Source organism: Streptomyces sp. NPDC016851 (assembly GCF_055562795.1).
Genome location: NZ_JBVHEP010000004.1, coordinates 102,312 through 125,510, shown reverse-complemented (window position 1 = coordinate 125,510; position 23,199 = coordinate 102,312). Strand labels below are relative to the sequence as shown.

General features: G+C 71.7%; 25 protein-coding genes. 16 read left to right on the top strand and 9 right to left on the bottom strand.

What is annotated here, in order from left to right; all coding sequences use genetic code 11:
• Positions 1-19 precede the first annotated feature (19 nt).
• Positions 20-742, bottom strand: coding sequence for an AfsK-binding protein KbpA (kbpA, locus tag ACZ3I3_RS08345; protein ID WP_467363552.1), 723 nt, complete (start codon positions 740-742; stop codon positions 20-22).
• 122 nt (positions 743-864) lie between these two features.
• Between kbpA and ACZ3I3_RS08340 the strand changes: the two genes are divergently transcribed.
• Positions 865-1,512 (top strand): TetR family transcriptional regulator, encoded by a 648-nt coding sequence (locus tag ACZ3I3_RS08340; protein WP_010035683.1) that lies wholly within the window; start codon positions 865-867, stop codon positions 1,510-1,512.
• A gap of 91 nt (positions 1,513-1,603) precedes the next feature.
• Here ACZ3I3_RS08340 and ACZ3I3_RS08335 read toward each other — a convergent pair whose 3' ends face one another.
• A complete protein-coding gene (locus ACZ3I3_RS08335; protein WP_467363550.1) occupies positions 1,604-2,074 on the bottom strand; it encodes a nitroreductase family deazaflavin-dependent oxidoreductase in 471 nt (156 codons plus the stop codon).
• Positions 2,071-3,252: an acyl-CoA dehydrogenase family protein gene (locus ACZ3I3_RS08330; protein ID WP_467363548.1), complete on the bottom strand. Its 1,182-nt coding sequence runs from the start codon at positions 3,250-3,252 to the stop codon at positions 2,071-2,073. Before ACZ3I3_RS08330 ends, ACZ3I3_RS08335 begins: the two co-directional genes overlap by 4 nt.
• Before the next feature lie 110 nt (positions 3,253-3,362).
• On the opposite strand from ACZ3I3_RS08330, the gene ACZ3I3_RS08325 reads away from it, so the two are divergent.
• Positions 3,363-4,535 (top strand): thiolase C-terminal domain-containing protein, encoded by a 1,173-nt coding sequence (locus tag ACZ3I3_RS08325; protein ID WP_467363546.1) that lies wholly within the window; start codon positions 3,363-3,365, stop codon positions 4,533-4,535.
• Between the two features lie 97 nt (positions 4,536-4,632).
• Positions 4,633-5,625 carry a hypothetical protein gene (locus tag ACZ3I3_RS08320; protein WP_467363545.1) on the top strand — a complete coding sequence of 331 codons (993 nt, stop codon included), beginning with the start codon at positions 4,633-4,635 and terminating at the stop codon, positions 5,623-5,625.
• Here ACZ3I3_RS08320 and ACZ3I3_RS08315 read toward each other — a convergent pair.
• The 4 genes from ACZ3I3_RS08315 to ACZ3I3_RS08300 all read right to left on the bottom strand — a co-directional run bounded on the left by ACZ3I3_RS08315 (position 5,543) and on the right by ACZ3I3_RS08300 (position 8,705).
• Complete coding sequence (locus tag ACZ3I3_RS08315; RefSeq protein WP_467363544.1) at positions 5,543-6,259, bottom strand: HAD family hydrolase; 717 nt, start codon at positions 6,257-6,259, stop codon at positions 5,543-5,545. The two genes, ACZ3I3_RS08320 and ACZ3I3_RS08315, sit on opposite strands and share 83 nt — an antisense overlap.
• Positions 6,260-6,354: 95 nt before the next feature.
• Positions 6,355-7,530, bottom strand: a complete 1,176-nt coding sequence (locus ACZ3I3_RS08310; RefSeq protein ID WP_467363543.1) for a DJ-1/PfpI family protein — start codon at positions 7,528-7,530, stop codon at positions 6,355-6,357.
• A gap of 195 nt (positions 7,531-7,725) precedes the next feature.
• Complete coding sequence (locus ACZ3I3_RS08305; RefSeq protein WP_467363541.1) at positions 7,726-8,028, bottom strand: DUF1330 domain-containing protein; 303 nt, start codon at positions 8,026-8,028, stop codon at positions 7,726-7,728.
• A gap of 86 nt (positions 8,029-8,114) precedes the next feature.
• Entirely contained in the window at positions 8,115-8,705 is a 591-nt protein-coding gene (locus ACZ3I3_RS08300) for a malonic semialdehyde reductase (protein ID WP_467363540.1), read from the bottom strand.
• A gap of 143 nt (positions 8,706-8,848) precedes the next feature.
• On the opposite strand from ACZ3I3_RS08300, the gene ACZ3I3_RS08295 reads away from it, so the two are divergent.
• The 10 genes from ACZ3I3_RS08295 to ACZ3I3_RS08250 all read left to right on the top strand — a co-directional run bounded on the left by ACZ3I3_RS08295 (position 8,849) and on the right by ACZ3I3_RS08250 (position 17,063).
• A complete protein-coding gene (locus tag ACZ3I3_RS08295) occupies positions 8,849-9,244 on the top strand; it encodes a winged helix-turn-helix transcriptional regulator (protein ID WP_467363539.1) in 396 nt (131 codons plus the stop codon).
• Between the two features lie 181 nt (positions 9,245-9,425).
• Complete coding sequence (locus ACZ3I3_RS08290; protein ID WP_467363537.1) at positions 9,426-11,069, top strand: MFS transporter; 1,644 nt, start codon at positions 9,426-9,428, stop codon at positions 11,067-11,069.
• 144 nt (positions 11,070-11,213) lie between these two features.
• Entirely contained in the window at positions 11,214-12,173 is a 960-nt protein-coding gene (locus ACZ3I3_RS08285; RefSeq protein WP_467363536.1) for an Lrp/AsnC family transcriptional regulator, read from the top strand.
• A 62-nt stretch (positions 12,174-12,235) separates the two neighbouring features.
• Positions 12,236-12,712 carry a hypothetical protein gene (locus ACZ3I3_RS08280; RefSeq protein WP_467363534.1) on the top strand — a complete coding sequence of 159 codons (477 nt, stop codon included), beginning with the start codon at positions 12,236-12,238 and terminating at the stop codon, positions 12,710-12,712.
• A gap of 165 nt (positions 12,713-12,877) precedes the next feature.
• A complete protein-coding gene (locus tag ACZ3I3_RS08275; RefSeq protein ID WP_467363532.1) occupies positions 12,878-13,327 on the top strand; it encodes a DoxX family protein in 450 nt (149 codons plus the stop codon).
• Positions 13,327-13,788 carry a Zn-ribbon domain-containing OB-fold protein gene (locus ACZ3I3_RS08270; protein ID WP_467363530.1) on the top strand — a complete coding sequence of 154 codons (462 nt, stop codon included), beginning with the start codon at positions 13,327-13,329 and terminating at the stop codon, positions 13,786-13,788. The genes ACZ3I3_RS08275 and ACZ3I3_RS08270 overlap by 1 nt, the downstream gene beginning before the upstream one ends.
• Positions 13,789-13,819: 31 nt before the next feature.
• Positions 13,820-14,419 carry a GNAT family N-acetyltransferase gene (locus ACZ3I3_RS08265; RefSeq protein WP_467363528.1) on the top strand — a complete coding sequence of 200 codons (600 nt, stop codon included), beginning with the start codon at positions 13,820-13,822 and terminating at the stop codon, positions 14,417-14,419.
• Positions 14,420-14,490: 71 nt separating this feature from the next.
• The gene (locus tag ACZ3I3_RS08260; RefSeq protein WP_467363527.1) at positions 14,491-15,366 is read left to right on the top strand and encodes a GNAT family N-acetyltransferase; all 876 of its coding nucleotides are present in this window, start codon (positions 14,491-14,493) and stop codon (positions 15,364-15,366) included.
• Positions 15,367-15,413: 47 nt separating this feature from the next.
• Positions 15,414-16,052, top strand: coding sequence for a HEAT repeat domain-containing protein (locus ACZ3I3_RS08255; protein WP_467363525.1), 639 nt, complete (start codon positions 15,414-15,416; stop codon positions 16,050-16,052).
• Between the two features lie 6 nt (positions 16,053-16,058).
• Entirely contained in the window at positions 16,059-17,063 is a 1,005-nt protein-coding gene (locus ACZ3I3_RS08250; RefSeq protein WP_467363523.1) for a HEAT repeat domain-containing protein, read from the top strand.
• Between the two features lie 12 nt (positions 17,064-17,075).
• Here ACZ3I3_RS08250 and ACZ3I3_RS08245 read toward each other — a convergent pair whose 3' ends face one another.
• Positions 17,076-17,741 carry a pyridoxine/pyridoxamine 5'-phosphate oxidase gene (locus ACZ3I3_RS08245; RefSeq protein ID WP_467363521.1) on the bottom strand — a complete coding sequence of 222 codons (666 nt, stop codon included), beginning with the start codon at positions 17,739-17,741 and terminating at the stop codon, positions 17,076-17,078.
• Between the two features lie 219 nt (positions 17,742-17,960).
• Between ACZ3I3_RS08245 and ACZ3I3_RS08240 the strand changes: the two genes are divergently transcribed.
• A complete protein-coding gene (locus tag ACZ3I3_RS08240; RefSeq protein WP_467363519.1) occupies positions 17,961-19,175 on the top strand; it encodes a flavin-containing monooxygenase in 1,215 nt (404 codons plus the stop codon).
• Here the strand turns inward: ACZ3I3_RS08240 and ACZ3I3_RS08235 are convergent.
• The gene (locus ACZ3I3_RS08235) at positions 19,172-20,011 is read right to left on the bottom strand and encodes an endonuclease/exonuclease/phosphatase family protein (RefSeq protein ID WP_467363518.1); all 840 of its coding nucleotides are present in this window, start codon (positions 20,009-20,011) and stop codon (positions 19,172-19,174) included. The two genes, ACZ3I3_RS08240 and ACZ3I3_RS08235, sit on opposite strands and share 4 nt — an antisense overlap.
• A gap of 140 nt (positions 20,012-20,151) precedes the next feature.
• Between ACZ3I3_RS08235 and ACZ3I3_RS08230 the strand changes: the two genes are divergently transcribed.
• Positions 20,152-22,380 (top strand): acetate--CoA ligase family protein, encoded by a 2,229-nt coding sequence (locus ACZ3I3_RS08230; protein ID WP_467363517.1) that lies wholly within the window; start codon positions 20,152-20,154, stop codon positions 22,378-22,380.
• Positions 22,377-23,171 (top strand): enoyl-CoA hydratase/isomerase family protein, encoded by a 795-nt coding sequence (locus ACZ3I3_RS08225; RefSeq protein WP_467363515.1) that lies wholly within the window; start codon positions 22,377-22,379, stop codon positions 23,169-23,171. Before ACZ3I3_RS08230 ends, ACZ3I3_RS08225 begins: the two co-directional genes overlap by 4 nt.
• Positions 23,172-23,199: the final 28 nt, after the last annotated feature.

Below are 23,199 nucleotides of genomic sequence, written 5' to 3'. Positions count from 1 at the left end.
ACTGCCCGATCTGCCCTGCTCAGCGGTGCAGCAGCGCGAAGGACGCCCCCTGATTGTCCGTGACGACGGCGACCGTCCCGTACGAGGTGTCGAAAGGCGGGGCCTGGATCCGGCCGCCGAGGCGTGTGACGTCCTCCAGCGCGGCCGGTACGTCCTCGACGGCGAAGTGGACGAGGAAGTGGGGCGGCATCTCGGCCGGGAACACGTCGGTGACCGGGGCGCGGCCGACGTCGGGCTCGGCGTCCGGCCCGAACAGGGCCTCCTGGAAGAGATCGCCGTAGAAGGCGTTGGCCGCCTCGGTGTCCCGGGCGTACAGCTCGGCCCAGGCGAAGGTGCCCGGCTCGTGCCGCCGGCCGAAGCCGGGGTGCTCGTCCGGCTGCCACAGGGCGAAGACGGCCCCCTCCGGGTCGGTGACCAGGGCGGTGACGCCGAGCTCCCCGGCCGGCACCGGCGACGAGACGACCTGCCCGCCGGCCGCCCGGACACGACGGGCCAGGGCCGCCGCGTCGGGGGTCGAGAAGTACACCGTCCACACGGTGGGCAGCCGGCCGTCCATCTTGCGGACCAGCGCGGCCACGGGTTCGCCGTCCTTCAGCGCCTGCGCGAAGGGCCCGAACCAGTCCTCGAAGGTCCACCCGAAAAGTTCACCGTAGAACCGCTTGCCCGCCTCGACGTCGGGAAGCTGCGCGTCCACCCAGCAGGGAACGCCCTCTGCGTACACCGATGCCCTGTTTTCGGCCATGCCGACAACGTAACCGGGACTGCCGCACCCCGCAGACCAGGCACACCAGCCCCCGCACTCCCTTACACCCCATTTGCAGTCGGCCGAATCGCGCCCCGATCACGCCTCGGTAAGCTGACGGCATGACAGGACAAGTGCGTACCGTCGACGGCCGCGTGGCCGGTAGGCGTGGGCAGGCGACCCGGCAGAAGCTGCTCGACTGCCTCAGCGAGATGCTCAGCTCCTCCCCGTACCGGGACGTCAAAGTCATCGATGTCGCCCGGAAGGCGGGCACTTCGCCCGCGACCTTCTACCAGTACTTCCCGGACGTCGAGGGCGCCGTCCTGGAGATCGCCGAGCAAATGGCGACGGAGGGCGCCGCGTTGACGGAGCTCCTCCAGGGCCGTTCCTGGGCCGGCAAGGCCGGCTGGCAGACGGCGCAGGAACTCGTCGACGGGTTCCTGGAGTTCTGGCGCAAGAACGACGCCATCCTCCGGGTCGTCGATCTCGGTGCCGCCGAGGGCGACAAGCGCTTCTACAAACTCCGGATGAAGATCCTCAACTCGGTGAACAACTCCCTCGCGGACGCCGTCGCCGAGCTCCAGGCCAAGGGCCGGGTCGACAAGGACGTGAACCCGGCGGCGGTCGCCGGTTCGCTGGTCGCGATGCTCGCGGCCGTCGCCTCCCACCAGAAGGGCTTCTCCTCCTGGGGCGTGAAGCAGGCCGAACTGAAGCCGAACCTCGCACTGTTGGTGCACCTGGGCGTCACGGGCAGGAAGCCCACGAAGTAGCCCGGCCGGCCGGTCCCGGCCCTTTTCCCGTATCCAAGTCCTGTCTGGCAGGCGGCGGTCCACCCGAGTGGACCGCCGCCTGTCGCGCTTCCTACCGTCGTACGACCCTGAACAGCCGGATCTCCCGCTCCACCCGCGCCTGATACGCCGCGTACGGCGGCCAGAACGCCAGCAATGCCTGCCAGGCCGCCGCCCGCTCCGCGCCCTCCAGCAGCCGGGCCGTGACGGGGATGTCCTGGCCCTTCCAGCTGATGCGGGCGTCCGGGTGCGCGAGCAGGTTGTGGCTCCAGGCGGGGTGTCCCGGCCGCCCGAAGTTCGACCCGACGAGGATCCAGCCGCGTCCGCCGTCCTCCGGCATACAGGCCAGCGGTGTACGACGGGGCTGGCCGCTCTTCGCCCCGGTCGAGGTCAGCACCACTCCCGGCAGGAGCTGCGCGCTGAGCAGCACCTTTCCGCGGGTGAGCCGGTGCACGGCCCGGTCCAGGGCCGGGATGACGTGCGGCGCCACACGCGCGAACCCCCGGGTGGAGGACACCTTCTGCACGAACCGCACGCCTCTCATCGGCCGGCCTCCTCGAAGACATGCGCCACGTCGGCGGCGTGCGCCCGCAGCCGGTGCACCGGCCCGAACAGCAGCTCGTCGCCCGCGGCACGCTTGAAGTACAGGTGAACCTCGTGCTCCCAGGTGAAACCGATGCCGCCGTGCAGCTGGATCCCCTCGGCGGCGGCCGAGCGCAGGGCCTGGAGCGCCTGGGCGAGCGCGAGACCGCCGGCCGGTTCGCCGCGGCAGACCGCCCAGGCCGCGTAGTACGCCGCCGAGCGGGCCGCCTGCACCTGGACGTACACATCGGCCAGCCGGTGCTTGACCGCCTGGAAGGAACCGACCGGCCGCCCGAACTGCTCGCGCTGCCCGACGTACTCGACGGTCCTCTCCAGCACCCGGTCGGCGGCTCCGACGGCCTCGGCGGCGAGACAGGCGGCCACGGTGTCGCCGAGCCGGGTGAGGGCGGGGAGGGCGTCGGTGTCCGCGCTGCCCAGCAAGTCGGCGGTCGTGTCGCGGAGTTGGACACGGGCCTGCGGACGGGTGCTGTCGAGCGCGGTCTGCCGTACGCGGGTGACACCGGCCGCGTCATCGCGCACGAGGAAGAGCAGGACACGGGAGCGGGCGAAGCCGCCGGTGTGCGCGGCCACCACGAGCAGCTGGGCACTGTGCCCGTCGAGGACCTGGTCGGCCTGCCCGTACAGCCGCCAGCCGCCGTCGGCCCGCCGGGCCTGCACACCCCCGGCCCGCCCGCCGCCGGCCCACTCCCCGCGCGGGTCGCGGCCGGTGAGTCCGAGGGCGGTGGCGAGGGCGGGGCCCGGTATCGCGAGGGCCGCGGTGAGGGTCCCGGAGGCGATCCGCGGGAGAAGGGCGGCCCGCTGGGCGTCGGTGCCGAGGGCGAGCAGCAGCGGGGCGGTGAGAACGGCCGTCGCGAGCAGCGGGGAGGGGGCGAGGGCCCGGCCCGTCTCCTCGCAGGCCAGGGCCAGCTCGGTGACCGAGCAGCCGACGCCGCCGTACGGCTCGGGCAGGGCCAGTCCGGGCAGGCCGAGCTGTTCGGCGAGGGCGGTCCACAGGGCCGGGTCGTGTCCGGCCGGGGCGCCCGTGGCGGCCCGCCGCTCCTCGGGGCCGCACCGCTTGTGGATCAGTTCGCGCAGGGTGCGGCGGATCTCGTCCTGTTCGGGGGTGAAGCGGGCGTCCATGGGGGTAGCACCTCCGCATCTGACGGTGCGTCATGTTAGGGCGGAGGGGCGGGGATGCCCAGAGTCACGCCGTGGTTGTGCCCGGCGTTATCTGATGTACCGTCAGATTCATGGTTGCCCGGAGGAAAGTGGCCGTCGTGGGCGTGGCCCTCTCGGACTGCGGCCGCGTGGACGACGCGACCCCGTACGCCCTGCACGCCCAGGCGGCCCGGCGCGCCCTGGCCGACGCGGGCCTGGACCGCTCGCTGGTCGACGGCTTCGCCTCGGCGGGCCTGGGCACCCTGGCCCCTGTCGAGGTCGCCGAGTACCTGGGCCTGCGTCCGACCTGGGTCGACTCCACCTCCGTCGGCGGCTCCACCTGGGAGGTCATGGCGGCCCACGCGGCGGACGCGATCGCGGCCGGGCACGCACGCGTGGTGCTGCTCGCCTACGGCTCGACGGCCCGCGCGGACGTACGGGCGGGCCGCCGCACCGGAACGCTGTCCTTCGGCACGCGCGGCCCCCTGCAGTTCGAAGTCCCCTACGGACACACCCTGATCGCCAAGTACGCCATGGCGGCCCGCCGCCACATGATCGAGTACGGCACGACGATCGAGCAGTTGGCTCAGGTGGCGGTCCAGGCCCGGGCCAACGCGGCCCTGAACCCGGAGGCGATGTTCCGCACCCCCGTCACGGTGGACGAGGTCCTGGCCGGCCCGATGATCGCCGACCCCTTCACCAAGCTGCACTGCTGCGTCCGTTCCGACGGCGGTGCGGCGGTGCTGCTGGCGGCGGAGGAGTACGTACGGGACTGCCGTACGTCGCCCGTGTGGGTGCTGGGCAGCGGGGAGCACGTCTCGCACGCGGCGATGTCCGAGTGGGCGGACTTCACGGTGTCCCCGGCGGCGGTGAGCGGACGGCTGGCCTTCGAGCGGGCGGGCGTACGGCCGGACGAGATGGACTTCGCGGAGATCTACGACGCGTTCACCTACATGACCCTGGTGACGCTGGAGGACCTCGGCTTCTGCGGGAAGGGCGAGGGCGGGGCGTTCGTGGAGAAGGGCCGGCTGCGGGTCGACGGCGGGGGCCTCCCGGTGAACACCGACGGGGGCGGGCTGTCGGCGCAGCACCCGGGGATGCGGGGGTTGTTCCTGCTGGTGGAGGCGGTTCGGCAGTTGCGGGGAGAGGGCGGGGAGCGGCAGGTGCGGCGGGGCGCCGACGGGGCGCTGCCGCGGCTGGGGGTGGCGTCCGGGACGGGTGGGTGGTTCTGCTCGTCGGGGACGGTGGTGCTGGGGGCGGGGTGACCGGCCTGTCCGGGCCCTGGGCCCCCGGGAACCCCACGCACCCCACACGGCGTCTTGACCTTCACCGCTACCGGGCCGCATGGAGGTCACGCCAGGCATGGCACACCAGGGAAACCAGCCGGCCGGCAGTCTCGGTGGGGCGCTCGACGTCGTCAAACGCCACCCCCGCGCGCTGTACGGCTTCACCCTCCACGTGTCCGCCCTGACGGCCGTGCTCGGCTGCGCGATCGTGGCCGGCGGATTCTGGGAGACGTGGGACACCTTCGAGGCAGTCCGGGACTACGCGGACACCAACATCGCCAACGAGGACTCCTACGTGGCCTACGCCGACGGCGGCATGCCCCCGCTGGTACGGGCGGGTGCCGTGGTCTCGCTGCTGCTGCTCGTCCTGGGCCTCGTCGTCCTCTCCGTCCTGCACAGCGCGTACGCCGTCGGTGACGCGCACGCCAGGAGCGACGGCGGACCGCTGACCGCCCGGGAGTTGTGGCGACGCACCCGCGGACGCCTCCCCGCGGCCCTCGTGGTCAACGCGCTGACCGCACTGGCGGTGGGCGTCGTAGCGGTGGCGGCCCTGATGTGGTGGGACCTGGTCGAGCGCGGCAAGGTGCCCGGTGTCGAGCCCACGCCCCTGCACGGAACCGCGACCCCGCAGTACACGCTGGTGGGCTGGGTGCTGCCGATCGCCGTCGGGTGCCTCGGCCCGCTGCTGTACTTCCGCCTGTCCCTCGCCACGGCCGAGACGGTGCTGGAGGGCCGTTCCCCGTTCGCGGCGTTGTACCGCTCCTGGGTGCTGACCCGCCGCGCACGCCGGCGCGTCCTCGGCCTGGGCACGCTGGTCACCGCCGCCGCGGTGCTCGTCTTCGGACTGGCCCGGTACGCGGCCGCTCCCCTGGCCCACTTCGCCGGTCTCGGCATGCTGTGGCTCAGCGACGACAACGTGTGGATCACCGGCGTACTCGTGCTGATCCTGCCCACGGCCGTGGCGCTCCTCCTGCTGCCCCCGCTGGTCATGCCGCTGGTGTGCGCGGTGTTCGCCCGTCTCCACGGGGAGTTGCGTGCGCGGGAGGAGGCGGGGAGGGTCGCCGGCTGATGACGTGGTCGATAGCGGAGGCGACGTCGTCGGCGACATGAGTGGGCCGGTAGGAGTCCTCGGTCCAGACACGTCCGTCCGACACCCACACACTCCGCAGACCGAGCGTGTCGGCGCCCGCGATGTCGGCGTGCGGTGAATCGCCGATGACCCACGCGCCCGGCAGGGGGAGGCCGACGAGGGCCGCTGCCGCCTGGAAGATCTCCGGTGCCGGCTTCTTGTGGCCGACGCCTTCGGAGACGACCCAGCCCTGGACGAGCTGATCGAGTCCGGTGTTCCGGATCTTCTTTTCCTGCTGGACGGTGCGCCCATTGGTCACGATGACGCAAGTCCAGCCGTGCGCCCGCGCTCTGCCCAGCGCGTCACGCGCGGTCTGCGCCAGGACGACGCGATCGGCGGCACCGGTGTCGAGCAGAGCACGGACGGCGGCGGTGGGCACCGCGTCGCCGTACCGCTCGGTCAGGGCTGTGGCGACGTCGTGCCGAGCGGTGTAGCCGCTGGCGTCGGTGGCCATCACCCAGGTGAGGTCGGAGGCGGGCAGCCCGTGCTCGGCGAGGAAGCCGGAGACGGCGGCGCGGAAGGCCGCGTCACGGTCGACGAGCGTGTTGTCCAAGTCCAGTAGCAACAACGGCATGACGCACAGTAGATCAGCTTCTTCGGCGGTCGAAGCCCCACCGGTCGCGGAGCAGGCAGGCGCCTTCTCCGCGACCGGTGCGCTGTGCCGCGCCCCTACGGAAGCAGCGGCAGGAACTCGCTCATCCACACGTGGTAGTACGGCCGGGCGGAGACCGTGACGATGTTTCCGTCCTGGACGGCCACGTCGCCCCCGGCCACGTAGGTGTTGTCGTGCGCGATCTCTGACCGGATCATGTCCAGGCCGGTCAGTTTCCTCCCCGTCGCCCCGGCCGTCAGGAGCAGGCGCGCGCCCTCGGCGATGGCGCCGACCGGCTTGTCGTGCTCGACGAAGTGCCGGACGGTGTCACGGAATCCCTGGATGTTGCGCAGGTACTCCGTGGCGCGGCCGCCCGGGATGAGCAGGGCGTCGAACTCAGCGGGGTCGACCTCGTCGATCGTGAGGTCGGACGGGATCAGGAAGCCCAGCGACTCGAAGTTGTAGGGTCCGGGCGTCTCCTCGCTCGGATCCCAACCCTCCTCCCGCGGGTCGATGATGGTCTTGAGGACGGTCTTCTCCGGCGCGGCGACGGTCGCCGAGTGGCCTGCCTCCAGGGTGCGTTCGAGCGCGTACGACAGCTGTCCGGCGCTCGAGTGCTCGCCGGCGAGGATGAGCACACGGGACGGGCGCGAAGCGGGCCTGCTCAGAGGCTCGACGCCACGCTCCTGCAGGAGGTTGAGGAACTCCCGGACCCAGGAGTGGTAGTGCCACCAGCCGCGCGCGGTGACGATGTTGCCGTCGACCACGTGGTCCGGCTGCCCGGGGGCCTCGCCCTTGTTCTCCACATACGTGTTCTTCGACGAGGTGACGTCGACCGCGATGTCGTCCGCGCAGACCATCGACCGCCCTGTCACACCTGCGGCGAGGAGCAGCAGCGGGGCATGGCACAGGGCGGCCACCGGCTTTCCGCTCTCGATGAAGTGGCGCACGATCGAAAGGCAGCGCTCGTCATTGCGCAGGTATTCGGGAGCACGGCCGCCGGGCAGCAGAATGCCGTCGTATTCCGTGGGATCGATTTCGTCGAAGGACGCATGAGCGGGCAGGACGTAGCCCGGTCGCTCGATGTAGTAGAGGTAGGTGTCGGGACCGCCCCAGTGCACACTGCTCTTGACCTGCCCCTTGCGCGGGGCGGCGATCGTCACCTCCAGCCCTTCCTCCAGCATGCGGAAATAGGCATAGTCGAGGTGATCGATGGCGGTGCCATCGGACGCGATGATGAGTACCTTGGCCAATGTGCCAGTCTCCTGAATTTCGACGGATTACCGGCGCGGGAAAACAGCGCCGCCCTGTCATTTCACTGCCAAACGTATCACCGGCAAAACCGTGCTCATGGCCCACGGAAGGGTGTGATGATTGTCGCCCTTGACGGAACGAATTGAATTGTGGGCACAGCAGTGGGGCCCTTCCGGGGGCCGGTGACACCCGGCTCACCCGGCGGCCGGGAGCCCTTCGATGAGCACGCCGGTGCCGCGGGCGCTCGCCAGACGCAGCTGCTTCAGCGGCTCGTATTCGGGCGAGTCGTACCAGGCTTTGGCCTGCTCGACCGAGGGGAACTCCAGCATCACCAGGTAGGCGGGGTGCCAGTCACCCTCGACGTTCGACGGGTTTCCCGCGATGACGCGGTAGATGCCGCCGAACTTGGCGACGACGGGCAGCACCTGGGCCTTGTATTCCTCCATCTTCTGGTTGTCGATGATCTCTTTGCTCTCGAACAGGAGGAAAGCGCTCATTTCAGCTTCCTTTCGGCCACCGGAAGGGCGGCCTCGGTTGCGGGGGTGCGGGGGGTGCCAGGGTGCGGGAAGGGCATTCCTGCCGGTCAGACGGTGGTCACGACCTCGTCGTAGTCCAGGCGCGGGAGGCGTGGGAAGAAGGCGTTCTCGCCCGGCCGGCCGATGTTCATCACGGCCACCACGCTGTGGTCGGGGCCGGCGAATTCCTTGGCGACGCCCGGGAAGTCGAAGCCCGTCATGGGCCCGGCAGCCAGGCCGGCGGCCCGGATCGCGAGGATCAGATACCCCATCTGAAGGGCCGCGTTGAACGCGGCGGACTGCTCGCGCGCCGGGCGTTCGGCGTAGTAGAGGTCCTTGGCCTGCGGGAAGACGGGGAACAGGCGGGGCAGTTGCTCGTGGAACTCGTTGTCGGCGAGGAGGACCGCGTTGAGCGGTGCGCCGAGCAGCTGGTCCCGGTTCTCGTCGTACATGTACGGGGCCAGACGGGCGCGGGCCTCGGGGCTCCGGATGAGGACGATGCGCAGGGGCTGCTGGTTGAGTGACGTGGGGGCGAACTTGACCAGGTCGTAGACGGCCCGGATCTGGTCGTCGGTGACCGGCTCGTCCGTGAAGGCGTGCGGGGTACGGGCCTCGCGGAACAGCAGGTCCTGACCGGCGGGGTCGAGTGACAAAGACATCTGGGACGTGCCCTTCGAAAGGCTCCGGCCGGAGCGTGGGCATGCGGCCGGAGGGGACAGCCGCGCAGGCCGCCCCAATGGTCGTTTCTTGTGCGCAACCTCAAATTAGGTGAGCATGAGGTCCGCCGTAAGGAGGCACTTTGATGTCAGCCACGCACCTGAATGTGCCCGTGCCCGTCCCCGCCGACGGCGACTGCGCGATCAAGGACATCTGCGAATTCGTCGGCACCAAGTGGAGCGTGCTGGTCGTCATCCTCCTGGGACAACGCGTCTACCGCTTCAACGAACTGCACCGCGCCATCGAGGGAATCAGCCAGCGCATGCTCACCCTGACCCTGCGCAATCTCGCCCGCGACGGCCTGGTCACCCGTACTCCTCACGCCACGGTCCCGCCCCGCGTCGACTACGAGTTGACCGAACTCGGCCGCACGCTCCTCGAACCGCTGAGCGCCCTCAACACCTGGGCCGACACTCACCGGAACGCCATTCGCGCCGCCCGCGGGCGCCACGACGCCACACAGACTCCGTCAGGATCCTGAGCCCGTTAATCCTGAACTGCTCAGCAGTCTGCGCCTCGGTGTCGGAATTCCTCGATATCAGGGGCCCTGATGTCGGATTCCCGGGACATCGAGGCAGTGGCTGGCTTCAACTCCCCGGCGGTCGGAAGGTGGCGGCGAAAGTCAGCCGACCGCAGCGCCCGGCGCTGTAAGGGAGAGTTCCGTGAACGTCACGACAACGGCGAACGCGCCACAGGAGCGGCGGGCGGCCACGCTCGTCATGGCCTGTGTCGGTGTGTTCGTCGCTTATCTGCCGGTGACCACCGTCTCGGCGAGTCTGCCCGCCATCCAGCGGGCGCTGGACACATCGACCTCGCAACTCTCCTGGGTGTCCGATGCGTTCGTGCTGCCCATGGCCGCCCTGATCCTGACCGCGGGCGTCTTCGGTGATGTCCACGGCCGCAAGAAGGTGTTCCAGGCGGGCCTGGGCTTCAGCGGGCTGGGGGCCCTGGTCGCGCTGTGCGCACAGTCGATCGAGGTCGTGTGGGTCGGTCAGGCGCTGGCCGGGCTCGGCTCGGCCGCGCTGCTGCCCACGACACTGGCGCTGATCAGCCACGCGGTCCCCGACCCACGTGAACGCGGCAAGGTCATCGGCCTGTGGGCCACGTCGCTCACGGCGGCGCTGGCCATCGGTCCCGTCATCGCCGGAGTGATCCTCGACCACTTCGCGTGGCGCTGGATCTATCTCCTGCCCATCCCCGCCTCGCTGCTCGCCATGGCATGCGCGGCGACACTGCTGGCCGACTCCCGTGCCCCGGGCGCGCGCCGACTGGACTGGCCGGGCCAGATCACCGCGGCACTGGCGATCACCGCCCTGGTGTACGGGATCATCGAAGGCGGCGTCGCCTCCTTCACGGACGAGAAGGTGATGGTGGCCCTGTCCACCGCCGCGGTCAGCTCCGTCGCGTTCGTCCTGGTGGAGCGGCGCGCCGGCAGTCCGATGCTGGACCTGACGCTGTTCCGCAGCCCGGCCTTCACGGCCACCACCGTCATCGCCATGATCAGCTTCCTCGGACTGATCGGGTTCTTCTTCGCCCTCAGCCTCTACTTCGGCACGGTGCAGCAGCTCTCCACCCTGGAGTCGGGCTGGCGGCTGCTGATGGTCTCCATGATGCCGCTGCTGCTCGGCCGGCCCGTCGGGCATCTGACGCACCGCATCTCACCACGCGTTCTTATCCCCGGCGGCCTGTTCGTCACCGCGGGTGCGTTGCTGTCGCTCACCACGATCGGCACCGACACCTCGTTCGGCTCCCTGGCCTGGCGGCTGGCCCTGCTCGGCCTGGGCATGGCCTTCGTCATCACTCCGATGACGGCCACCGCGGTCGGCTCGGTACCGCACCACCAGGCCGGCATGGCCGCGGCCGGCAACAACGCCTTCCGTCAGGTCGGCGCCGCCCTCGGCCCCGCCATCCTCGGCGCCCTGCTGTCCGCCAAGGCCGTGGACGCCCTGCCCGGTCACCTCACCGACGCCGGTCTGGCCGAATCGACGGTCCGGCACGCCACCGCGGTCGCGGACACCGGCGGACTGAGCGCCGTCGGCGGCACGGACTTCGGCGCCGACACCCCCCGCGTCCTGGGCGCCCTGTCCGGGGCATTCGTCGACGGACTCCAGCTGTGCCTGATCGTCTCCGCCGTCCTGGCCCTGCTGGCCGCCGTCGTCGGGGTGCTCCTGCTGCGCCGCCCGCAGCACTCGGCCCCTCCGGCCACCGGCGGCGTGGGTGCCGTCCATGGCCGTCACGCCACCGGCCCCGGGGCGCACCAGCCCGCGCCCGGGCCCGCCCTGCAGGCCAACCATCAGGAGCGGTGACGGCGACCGCCGCACATCACGTACTGGCCCGGGACCGACTGCTCCCCCGCCCCGGTCCCGGGTCACGCGGGCGCCGCGGATACGGCATGGCACTGCAGTTACGACATACCGTGAGCATCACCTTCTCGCAGCAGGAGACAACCGGTGGAGTCCCATTCCCTCGACGCCCTCGACCGGAAGCTGCTCCATGCCCTCCAGGTCGACGGACGGGCGCCGTTCAGCCGTATCGCCGAGGTCCTCGGGGTGTCCGACCAGACCATCGCCCGCCGCTTCCGCAAGCTGCGCACCACCGCCGGGCTGAGGGTGGTCGGCATGACCGACGAACGCCTGCTCGGTCGGCAGACCTGGATCGTCCGGCTGCGCTGCACCCCCGACGTGGCGGAACAGCTCGCGAAGGCACTGGCCCGGCGCTCCGACATCTCCTACATCGATCTGATCTCCGGCGGCACCGAGGTGTTGTGCGCCTTGAAGCCGCGCAGCCCGCAGGAGCGCGACGAGTTGCTCTTCGACCGCCTGCAGCGCACACCCCGCGTGATCTCGGTCAGTGCCCACTGTCTGCTGCACTCCTTCTACGGCGGCCCACGCGGCTGGCTCGACAAGACGCAGGCCCTCGATCCCGGCCAGGAGGCGGCACTGCGTCCCGCGCGGGTCGAGCCGACCGCTGCCGCCGTCTTGCTCGATGAAGCCGACGAGGCGCTGGTCGCCGTGCTGCGGCGGGACGGACGAGCCACCTTCAGCGAGCTGAAGAGCAGCACCGGACAGTCGGAGTCCGCGGTCAAGCGGCGCCTGGAGCGCCTGTTCTCCACGGGTGTCCTCTACTGCGACGTGCAGCACGACAGCGAATCTCTCGGCCATGGCGTCGGCGCGATGCTCTGGCTCACCGTCACCCCCTCCGCGCTCGATGCTGTCGGACGGGCGCTGGCAGAACACCCCGAGGTCCGCTTCGCCGCGGCCACCACCGGCCAGGCCAACCTCGTCGCCTTCGTCGGCAGTTCCGGTACGGGCGAGCTCTACACGTACTTGAGGGAGAAGATCGGTGTACTCGACGGTGTGCTGACCGTGGAGACCGCCCTGACCTTGCGCCGGGTCAAACACCTCACCTAGGACTTGTGGATCGCAGTAGGCCCGCGTTCGCAGCGCGGGCCGGGAAGCCGGGAGCAGGCCGCATGAACCACCCCGACGCACCGCCCGAGGAACCAGCCGAGCACCTCCGCTTCCGGGCCTATCTGAGCGCGCTGGAGCAGGTGACCGACGCCGACGAGGCCGGCCTGGTCAGCGAAGTACTCACCGACCCGGACCCTTCGATGGCTCGGTCCGCCGTCCTGCGGCACCTTGACCGCCGGGCCGCCGAACTCCACCCCGGACCCGCCTACGAGCCCTGGGCCGAGATGATGACCCGGGCCACGACGCACCATCCGTTCCTGACCCAGCGCCTGCGCGAGTGGTCTCTCTTCCGGGCCGTCACGCTGGGGCGGCCATGGCGTCCCGACGCCTTGCTCGAGTCATCCAACTGGCTCCAGCTCAAAACGGCTGAATCGTCGGGCGCCGACGCCGCCGCCCTCGAGATCCTCGCCGACGGCGGTCGCACCAAGCGGATCCGCAACACCGCCAGGACCAGCATCCAGCGGCGCGGCTCGTCGTGAATCGCGGATCAACCGACCGCCCCCGCCGCGGACTTGTCCGGGACGGCGTACGCCGACGGGACCGGCTCGAATACCCGCTGGGTCGCGACAAGGCCTGTTCCACGCGCATTATCTGACGTACCGTCAGGTCTCAGTGTCGGGTTGCGGCGATGCGGGAGCATGGGCATGGACACGATCTGGCTCAGCGGAGCGGAATGGCTGGCCGTGCTGCGGATCGGGCTCGGGCTGTGGTGGCTGGAGAGCTGGCGGCACAAGGACCGCAAGGCCTGGTTCGCACGCGGCACCGGCATCACGTGGGCGGCCGGGATAGCGGCCGAGCACCGCTGGGGCGCCGTACGGTCGGGCTTCGACAAAGTGGTCGCGCCCCACCCGCGCGCGATGGCGTACGTCGTCGTCTACGCGGAACTCGCCCTCGGACTGGGCCTGATCACCGGCTTCCTCACCCCGATCGCCCTGGCCGGCGGGTTCCTCCTCAACGCCCTCTACTTCACCCTCATGATCCACGAAGTGGCCGAGCAGGGGCAGAACTCGATGATGGCGCTGATGTCGGTGGTCGGCCTGTTCGGGATGTCCTGGCAGACCTGGTCGCTGGACAGCGCGCTGGGGCTGTTCTGATGGCCGGGCGGTTCGACCTGCCCGAGCCGGACGCCTTCACCCGGACGTACTGGGACGCGGCCGCCGAGGGCCGGCTGCTGATCCGCCGCTGCCGGGCCTGCGTCCGGGCCCACCACTATCCGCGCGAGTTCTGCCCCCACTGCTGGAGCGAGGACGTCGCCTGGGAGCCCGCGAGTGGCCGCGCCACCCTCTACACCTGGTCCGTCGTCCACCGCAACGACCTGCCACCCTTCGCGGAGCGCACCCCGTACGTCGCCGCCGTGGTCGATCTCGCCGAGGGGCCGCGGATGATGACGGAGATCGTGGGGGCGGGAGAACCCCCGACCGGAGAACCCCCGACGGGAGAACCGCCGACGGGGGAACCGCCGGCCGGGGAGCTGTGCGCCGGGGCGGAACTGGAGGTCGCGTTCCGGGACGGGATCCCCGTGTTCCGGGTCGTGCCGGGCCCGGAACACGGGTGAACCGCGCCGCCCCACGCGCTTGAATGGCCCCATGGCCCCCATACGCGACCGGTCCCTGACCGGCCCCCTCCCGGAAATCCACGGCCGCGGCCTTCGTCTACTCCCCTGGGACCCCACGTCCGGCGCCGACGTCGAGACGTGGCTGCGCGGGATGCGGGACCCGGAGTTCCAGCGCTGGAACACCCCGCTGAGGCTGGTCACGGACCGGGCGAGCGCCCGGGAGTCGCTGCTCGCGCGCGCCCAGAGCGCGACGGAGGGCACGTCCATGTCGTTCCGGGTCGCGGACGCCCGCAGCGGCACCACCCTGGGGCACATCGGCGTCAACGAGATCAAGTACCACCTGAAGGTCGCCCGCGTCGGCTACTGGGTGCTCCCCGAGGCCCGCGGCCAGGGCGTCGCCACCCGGGCCCTGCTGCTCGCCGCCCACTGGGCCCTCACCGAACTCGGCCTGCACCGGCTGGAACTGGACCACGCCGTCGGCCACGACGCCTCCTGCCGGATCGCCGAGCGGTGCGGGTTCGCGTACGAGGGGACCCTGCGCGGGGCGATCTTCGAGGAGGGCCGGCACGACGCGTTCCGGGACGCCCACCTGCACGCACGGCTGGCGACGGATCCCGAACCGGACGCGTAACCGGTGTGCGCGCCGCGGGCACGGGGAGTAATTCGCGGGCATGAGCCGGGGCGCGGGCGGCACCATGAGACATGCGCACCGACGACTGGCACCTCACCCAGGACCTCGACGCCTTCCTGACCCGGGCCGACGCCTTCCTGCGCTCCCGACCGGGTTTGCACACCCTCCCGTTGACCGTCACGGAGAACCTGCGCACGCGCGGCCCGCACGTCTACGGCGACGGAGTGCCGGAGTTCGGCCTGCTGGAGCAGGACGGCGCGGTCCGGGCGACCTTCTTCCGCACACCACCGCACCGGCTGAACCTCACCGTTCTGACGGTCGAGGAGGCCGACGCGCTGGCCGCGCGGCTGGCCGCCCTCGGGCAACGCCTGCCCGGCGTGCACGCCGACCGCGACACCGCCACCGCCTTCGCCGAGGCCTGGCAGCGGCACACAGGCGCCACGGCCACCCTCCGGGAGCGCAACCGGCTCTACCGGCTCGGCACCCTGACCGTGCCCCGTCCCCTTCCGCCCGGCGGTCCCCGCGTCGCCGGTCAGGCGGACCGGGAGCTCCTCGTCCGCTGGCACGAAGAGTTCGTCGCAGCCGTCGGCTCGGGCGTCTTCCGGGACGCCGGCGAGTGGGCGGACGCCCGCATCGCGCAGGGCGGCATCACGTTCTGGGAGACACCCGACGGCACCCTGGCCGCCATGGCCGGAAGGACCCCTCAGGTCGCCGGCCAGATCCGCGTCGCCCCGGTCTACACCCCGCCCCACCTGCGCGGCCGCGGCTACGCGGGCGCCGCCACGGCCGAGGTCAGCCGCGCCGCCCTGGCCGCCGGAGCGCAGGAGGTGCTCCTCTTCACGGACCTGTCCAACCCGACCAGCAACGGCCTGTACCAGCGCATCGGATACCGGCCGGTGGCGGACTTCGCGGTGTACGACTTCACGGGGCCGGCCGTAACCGCTTGACCTTGACACCGTGACAAGGCCTTCACTGTGGCGAGGAGGTGGTCCCGATGAAAGGTCTCCAGTGCCTGGAGGACAACAACTCGTCCGTGCGGCTGCGAGCGGCGCTGGCCGTCGGCACAGCCCCTGACCCGCGGTTCATCGGCAAGCTCATCGAACGATGCGCGGTCGAGCCGGAGTTCTACGTCCGCGACATGCTCACCTGGGCGCTCACCCGCCACCCTGCGTCGATGACGGTCCCCGAGCTTCTCGGGGAACTCCGCTCGGAGCGTGCGCAGGCACGGAGCCAGGCATTGCACACGCTGTCCAAGATCGGGGATCGGCAGGTCTGGCCCGCGATCACACGGGCACTTCTGACCGATACCGACGACGAGGTGGCCCGGAGCGCCTGGCGGGCAGCGGCCGTTCTCGTGCCCGAAGGTGAACAGACGGGACTGGCAGGTGTGTTGGTGACTCAGCTCGGGCGCGGTGACCGTGAGACGCAGTTGAGTCTCAGCCGCGCGCTGATCGCGCTCGGTGAGGGGATCATGCCGTGCCTGCGCGCGGCGACGGCGGATCCCGACCCCGGCGTGCGCGCGCATGCGCTCGCCACGGAACGGCTGTCGCGTGACCCGGACGCCGGGTTCGAGTTCGCGGTCGAGGAGGCGAAGCGCGTCGTGGCTCTCGGCCCGACCCGCCAGGAGGGATGACAGGCAGTGCTGATCGGTGATGTGGCACGGCGGTCGGGGGTCAGCGCCCGCATGCTCAGGCACTACGAATCGCTCGGCCTGGTGCGGCCCACGGGTCGTACGGACGCCGGTTATCGCGAGTACTCCGGCGAGGACGTCAGGCGGATCTTCCACATCGAGAGCCTGCGGTCGCTCGGGCTTTCGCTGCGTGAGGTCAAGCGCGGGCTCGACGAGCCCGGTTTCACGCCCTCGGGACTCGTCGACGACCTCGTCCGCCGGACGCGGGAACGCATCGCGGCCGAGACGGAGCTGCTCACGCGACTGAGCCGGATCGGTGCCGCGGAACCCGCCGCCTGGGAGGACGTCCTCCAGGTCGTCGCGCTTCTGCAGGGGTTGGGGTCGAAGAGCGCCGGAACGCGCCAACGCGCGGCGCTGTCCTCCGTCGACGAGGTTCCGGTGCCGGTGGAAGCACTGGTCGAGGCGGTGCTGAGCGAGACCGACCCGAACGTCGCCGGGGCCCTTCGATGGGCTCTGGCACGATCGGGCGACGGCGCACCGGCGCTGCTGGCGGAGGGCCTCGGTTCACCGGCGGCCGAGGTGCGCCAACGTGCCGTCCAGTCCCTCGCGGAGATTCCGGACGGTCAGGCGACCGCACTGCTGCGGGACGCCCTCGCACACCCCGACCTGGTGGTCCGCAGGTACGCGGCCGTGGCGCTCGGGGCACGTGGCGTGGCCGACGCGGTCCCCACGCTCATCGACATGATCGTCGAGGCGGCGAACGACGTCGACGCGGCCGACGCGCTGAGCGCGCTGGCGAGTCGTCCCGCGTCGGCGGACCGGATCGCCGCCGGGCTCGTCGACCGCCTGGCCGACGGCACCGTCGGATCGTCCGCACGTCGACGGCTGACCCAGGCGCTCGCGGACATCCCGGGAAGCACGGCGTCACATGCCCTCGCGGAGCTGTCGCACGACGAAGACCGTGCCGTCGCGCTCACCGCGGCCTACATTCTCGGGATGCGCAACGCGCGCTGACCCCGGGCCCGTTCACGGCCACAGCAGTTCCCGCGTCCACCCTTCAGCCGTGCTCCGGTAGCGGAGCCGTACGTGCCGCCGCGCCTCGTCCCCCTGGAAGAACTCCACCTCGTCCGGCCGCAGCCGGTACAGGGTCCAGGACGGTACGGGTGCCTCCGGCTCGCTCCGGGCCCGTTCCCACGCCGCCTGCGAGGCCCGTGCCATCTCCTCCACCGAGCCCAGGATCTCGCTCTGGCGGCCGGTCAGCGCCGCGGCCAGCGCGCCCGTCGAGCGGGCGTGGAGGTCGCCCTGGGCCTCCTCGGACGGAGCCGACGACACCGGGCCGCGCACCCGTACCTGCCGGCCCAGGACGGGCCAGTAGAAGCACAGCGCGGCGTACGGGCGGGCGCCGAGGTGGCGGCCCTTGCGGCTACCGGCGTGGGACGCGAAGGACCAGCCGGTCTCGTCGGCGCCGTGCAGCATGACGATCCGTACGTCGGGCAGGCCGGACTCGTCGGAGGTCGCCAGCGACACGGTGTGCGGCTCGGTCTGCCCGGCCGCCACCGCCGCCGCGAACCACTCGGTGAAGAGCGGCAGCGGGGTGTCGGGGGCGGTCGTCGGGTCGAAGGAGGGCAGTCGAGTGACCTGCGGGTCCCAGACCCGCAGCGACCTCAGCAGCTCGTGAAGATCCGTTGCCATGCCCCGATTGTCACCCGGGAGGAGGGCCGCGGCCTCCGAACTCCCCGTCCGCGCAGGAGGCCGCACCCTGCGATCCGTCGGGATCGATCACCGGCTCACCACAACCGGGCCCGCCGGCCCACCAGCTCCACCCCGTCCTGCCACAGCCGTGATCAATCCGAAACCAATTCCGGTCTTGACCGAGACCCATCAAGCGGGTCCGTGGCTACGCTCCCGCTCATGGCCGACTCCACACCCCCCACACACTCCCCCGCACCCCCCGCACCCGACCGCCCCGTCTACGTCATCGGCGGCGGCCCGGGCGGGCTCTCCGCCGCGTACGCGCTGCGGGCCCGGGGCATGCGGGCCGTCGTCCTGGAGAAGTCCGACCGCGTCGGGTCGTCCTGGCGCGGCCACTACGACCGGCTGCACCTGCACACCACCCGCCGGCTGTCGTCCCTGCCCGGGCTGCCGATGCCACGGCGGTTCGGGCGGTGGGTGTCCCGGGACAACGTGGTGCGCTACCTGGAGAAGTACGCCGAGCACCACCGGCTCGAGGTCGTCACCGGCGTCGAGGTCTCCCGCATCGAGCGCGCACCCGACGGCACGGGCTGGCTGCTGCACGCCACCGGCGGCCGGGAACTGACCGGCGCGGCGGTCGTCGTGGCCACCGGCTACAACCACACGCCCCGCGTGCCCGACTGGCCCGGCCGCGACACCTACACCGGCGAGTTCCTGCACGCGTCCGCCTACCGCAACGCCGAGCCCTTCGCGGGCCGCGAGGTCCTCGTCGTGGGCGCCGGGAACACGGGCGCCGAGATCGCCGTGGACCTGGCGGACGGCGGCGCCCGGGTACGGCTGTCCATCCGCACCGTCCCGCACATCCTGCGGCGCTCGACGGCGGGCTGGGCCGCGCAGTACTCGGGCGTCATGGCACGGCACCTGCCGGTCGGCCTGGTCGACCGGATGGCCCGGCAGCTGGGCAGACTGAGCGTGCCCGACCTGTCCGCCCACGGCCTGCCGCGCCCCGACACCGGCCTCTACACCCGGGTCACCGAGGGCGCCGTGCCCGTCCAGGACGTCGGCCTGATCGACGCCGTACGCACGGGCAGGGTGGAGGTCGTGGCGGCCGTGGAGGGCTTCGAGGACGGCAAGGTCGTCCTCGCCGACGGCGGCCGCCTCTCCCCGAACGCCGTCGTCGCGGCCACCGGCTACACCCGGGCCCTGGAGGGCCTCGTCGGCCACCTCGACGTACTCGACGCCCGCGGGAAGCCCGTCGTCCAGGGCCCGCGCAGCCCACGGACCGCCCCCGGCCTGTACTTCACCGGCTTCACCAACCCGATCAGCGGCATGCTCCGCGAGATGGCGATCGACGCGATGAAGATCGCGAAGGCCATCGCCCGGGACGGCTCGGGGAGCGTGTCACGGCTCCCGGGCCAGGGGGACACCGCCTAGGCCCACCGGCCCGGAGGGTGATCGGGCAGTGTCAGGTCGGCGACCAGGCCGTAGTGGTCGCTCGCGTACACGCCGTCCACCGGTCGCACCAGGACCCGCCGGCACGAGGAGACCCGCAGGGTGGGGCCGTGCGGGCCGCACCGGAGCAGGATGTAGTCGATACGGCGATCCGAGGCCTCGGGCATGTCCCCCTGCCGCACGAGCGGGTTGGCCGGGCTGAACGTGGGGCCCGGTTCCTTGGGGTGCACGGCCGACCAGGTGTCCTGGAAGCAGACGCTCATGCCGTCGAGCGACTGCAGCCCCTGGAAGAAGCGCAGGCTGGCGGCCTCGGGGGTGGCGTCGAAGTCGCCGAGCAGGACGGTGTGGCGCACGGGGCGTTCGGCGGTGACGCCGTCCACGAGCCTGGCGGTGGCGAGCGCCTGCAACTCCCGTTCGTACTCGTAGCCGTAGGGCCAGCTCGGCTTGTGATGCACGACGAGGATCGTGCCGAAGGGTTCGGGAAGCCGTAGCTCGGCGGCGACGACTCCGCACCAGCTGGTGTGCGCCGTGCGCTCGGTCACCTGGAGGGGGTCCGTCACGGTGTGCCCGAAGGGGTGGCGGGCGGCCAGGACGGCGCCCACACCGTCGGGGGACCGGCGAGGGTGCGCGGCGACGTGCCAGCCGGCGTCGACGAGCGCCGCCACGTCCTCGGGGGCGACTTCCTGCAGCGCGAGCACGTCCGGGTCCTGGCGCTCGATCTCGCGGGCCAGGACCGCCCGCCGGCGCGCACCGTCGGCGTACTGCGGCGCCAGCACGTTCATGGTCATCAGCCGGATACCGGAGGCGGCCTCACTCATGGGCTCAGCGTGGCACACGGCGTACGGACGTACACCCGGCGGCAACTTCACCCGCGCTCAACCGTTCCTGACATCACGCCGGTTCGGATAATCTGACAGGGCGTCAGTTAGCGGCTGTCTCACAGGAGCGGGCGGAAACGATGCTTGGATCGACCCACGGCACCCTCACCACCGACTCCCGCCGGACCCGGGCTCTCGCCTGTGGCGAGCGGCCCGGGCCCGTCGTGCACGGCAGGCCGGCCCGGACGGGAGACCTCGATGTCAGCGGGCGTCCACTGCACGCGGACGTACCCGACATGGACCGCTTCTTCCGCCCCCGGTCCGTCGCCGTGATCGGCGCGTCCGATGCCGAGGGGCGACCGAACACCGGCATCACGCGGCAACTGGCCGACTGGGCGGAACGGGTCGGGGCCCGGCTGTATCCGGTGCATCCGAGCCGCCCGTCCGTCTTCGGCATGCCCTGCTGCCCTTCCGTCGCCGGCCTGCCCGAACAGGTCGACCTGGCCGTGGTGCTGGTCGGCGACCCCCTCCCCGTGGTCGAGGAACTGGCCGAGGCCAAGGCCCGGTTCGCGGTCGTCTTCGCCTCCGGGTTCGCGGAGACAGGGCCGGAGGGCGAGGCCGCCCAGCGGCGACTGGCCGCCGCCGTCGAGCGGTCCGGGATGCGGCTGCTGGGCCCCAACACCAACCTCAACGCCTTCGAGCGGTTCCGTGACGACCTTCAGGGCCCGGCGATCGCGCTGATCACCCAGTCCGGCCACCAGGGCCGCCCCCTCTTCGCGCTCCAGGAACTCGGCATCCGGCTCTCCCACTGGGCGCCCACCGGCAACGAGGCCGACCTGGAGAGCGCCGACTTCCTCTCCTACTTCGCCGAGCAGCCCGAGGTCGGCGCCGTCGCCTGCTACCTGGAGGGGCTGAAGGACGGCCGCTCCTTCCTGCTCGCCGCCGACCGGGCCGCCCGGCGCGGCGTGCCGGTCGTCGCCGTCAAGGTGGGCCGCACCGAGACCGGCGCCCGCACGGCCGCCTCCCACACCGGCAAACTGACCGGCGCCGACGCCGTGGTGGACGCGGCGCTGCGGCAGTACGGCGTGATCCGCGTCGACGGGCTCGACGAACTCCAGGACACGGCCGCCTTGTTGGCCCGGGCCCGCCCACCGCGCGCCGACGGGGTCGTCGTCTACTCGATCTCCGGCGGCACGGGCGCGCACGTCGCCGACCTGGCGACTGAGGCGGGCCTGCGGCTGCCGGTCCTGTCGGAGGCGAAACAGGCCGAGCTGCACCAGTGGATACCCGAGTACCTGAGCGTCGCCAACCCCGTCGACAACGGCGGTCACCCGGTCGGCGACCGGCGCGGCCGGAAGATCATCGACGCGATCCTCGACGACCCCGAGGTGGGCGTGCTCATCTGCCCGATCACCGGGCCGTTCCCCCCGCTCAGCGACCGGCTCGTCCAGGACCTGGTCGACGCGGCGGAACAGACCGACAAGCTGGTGTGCGTGGTGTGGGGCTCACCGGTCGGCACCGAGCCGGCCTACCGCGAGGTCCTGCTCGGCTCCTCCCGCGTGGCCACCTTCCGCACGGTCGGCAACTGCCTCACCGCCGTCCGCGCCCACCTCGCCCACCACCGCTTCACGACCGGCTACCGCTCCCCCTTCGACGACGCCCCCCGCACCCCCTCCCCCTCCTACCGCAAGGCCCAGGCGCTGATGCGGCCCGGCGAACAGCTCAGCGAGCACGCGGCGAAGCAGCTGCTGCGGGCGTACGGCATCCGCGTGCCGCGGGAGCAGCTGGTGACCAGCGCGGCGGCGGCCGTACGGGCGGCCGGGCTGGTGGGTTACCCGGTGGTGATGAAGGCCTCGGGCGCCCGGATCGCCCACAAGACCGAACTGGGCCTGGTGAAGATCGGGCTCACCTCGGCGAGCCAGGTCCGCGACGCCTACCGGGAGCTGACCGACATCGCCCGCTACGAGGACGTCCCGCTGGACGGCGTACTGGTCTGCCAGATGGTCGAGCACGGCGTCGAGATGGTCGTCGGAGTCACGCACGACGACCTGTTCGGGCCGACGGTGACGGTCGGCCTCGGAGGGGTCCTCGTCGAGGTCCTGCGCGACACCGCCGTAGGGGTGCCGCCGTTCGGCGAGGACCAGGCGCGCGACATGCTGGCCGGGCTGCGGGGGCGGGCGCTGCTCGACGGGGTCCGTGGCCGGCCGCCGGCGGATCTGGACGCACTCGTCGAGGTCGTCCTGCGCGTACAGCGCATGGCGCTGGAACTCGGTGACCAGCTCGCCGAGTTGGACATCAACCCGCTCATGGTGCTGCCCCAGGGGCAGGGCGCGGTGGCGCTGGACGCCCTGGCGGTGTGCAGCCGATGACGGAACCCGCCGTCCTGCACACCACCGCGGACCACATCCTCACCGTCACCCTCAACCGTCCCGAGACCCTCAACGCCCTCACGCCGGCCCAGCGGGACGAGATCGTCCGGCTCCTGTCGGAGGCGTCCGCGTCGCCGCAGGTACGAGCGATCGTCCTCACGGGAACAGGCCGCGGCTTCTGCGCCGGCGCGGACCTCCGGGCCACGGCCGCAGCGCCCGCCGCCCGCGTCGCCGGCGATGTCGCCCGCACCCTCCGCACCGGCGCCCAGCGCCTGATCGCCGCCGTCCTGGACTGCGAGAAGCCGGTGATCGCGGCGGTCAACGGCACGGCGGCCGGGCTGGGCGCGCATCTGGCGTTCGCCTGCGACCTGGTCCTGGCGGCCGAATCAGCCCGCTTCATCGAGGTGTTCGTACGACGCGGACTGGTCCCCGACGCCGGCGGCGCCTACCTCCTCCCCCGCCTCATCGGCCCGCAGCGCGCCAAGGAGCTGATGTTCTTCGGCGACGCGCTCACGGCGACCGACGCGGAGCGGATGGGGCTGGTCAACCGGGTCGTCCCGGACGCCGACCTGGAGAAGACGTCCCGCGCCTGGGCCGAACGCCTCGCCACCGGCCCGACCCGCGCCCTCGCCCTGACCAAGCAGCTCGTCAACGCCTCCCTCGACACCGACCGCGCCACGGCCTTCGCCGCGGAGGCGGCCGCGCAGGAGATCAACATGACGACGGCGGACGCGCAGGAGGGAGTACGGAGCTTCGTGGAGCGGCGGAGCCCGAAGTACCGGGGCAACTGACACCATCGGGCCCCACCGGACCTTCCTA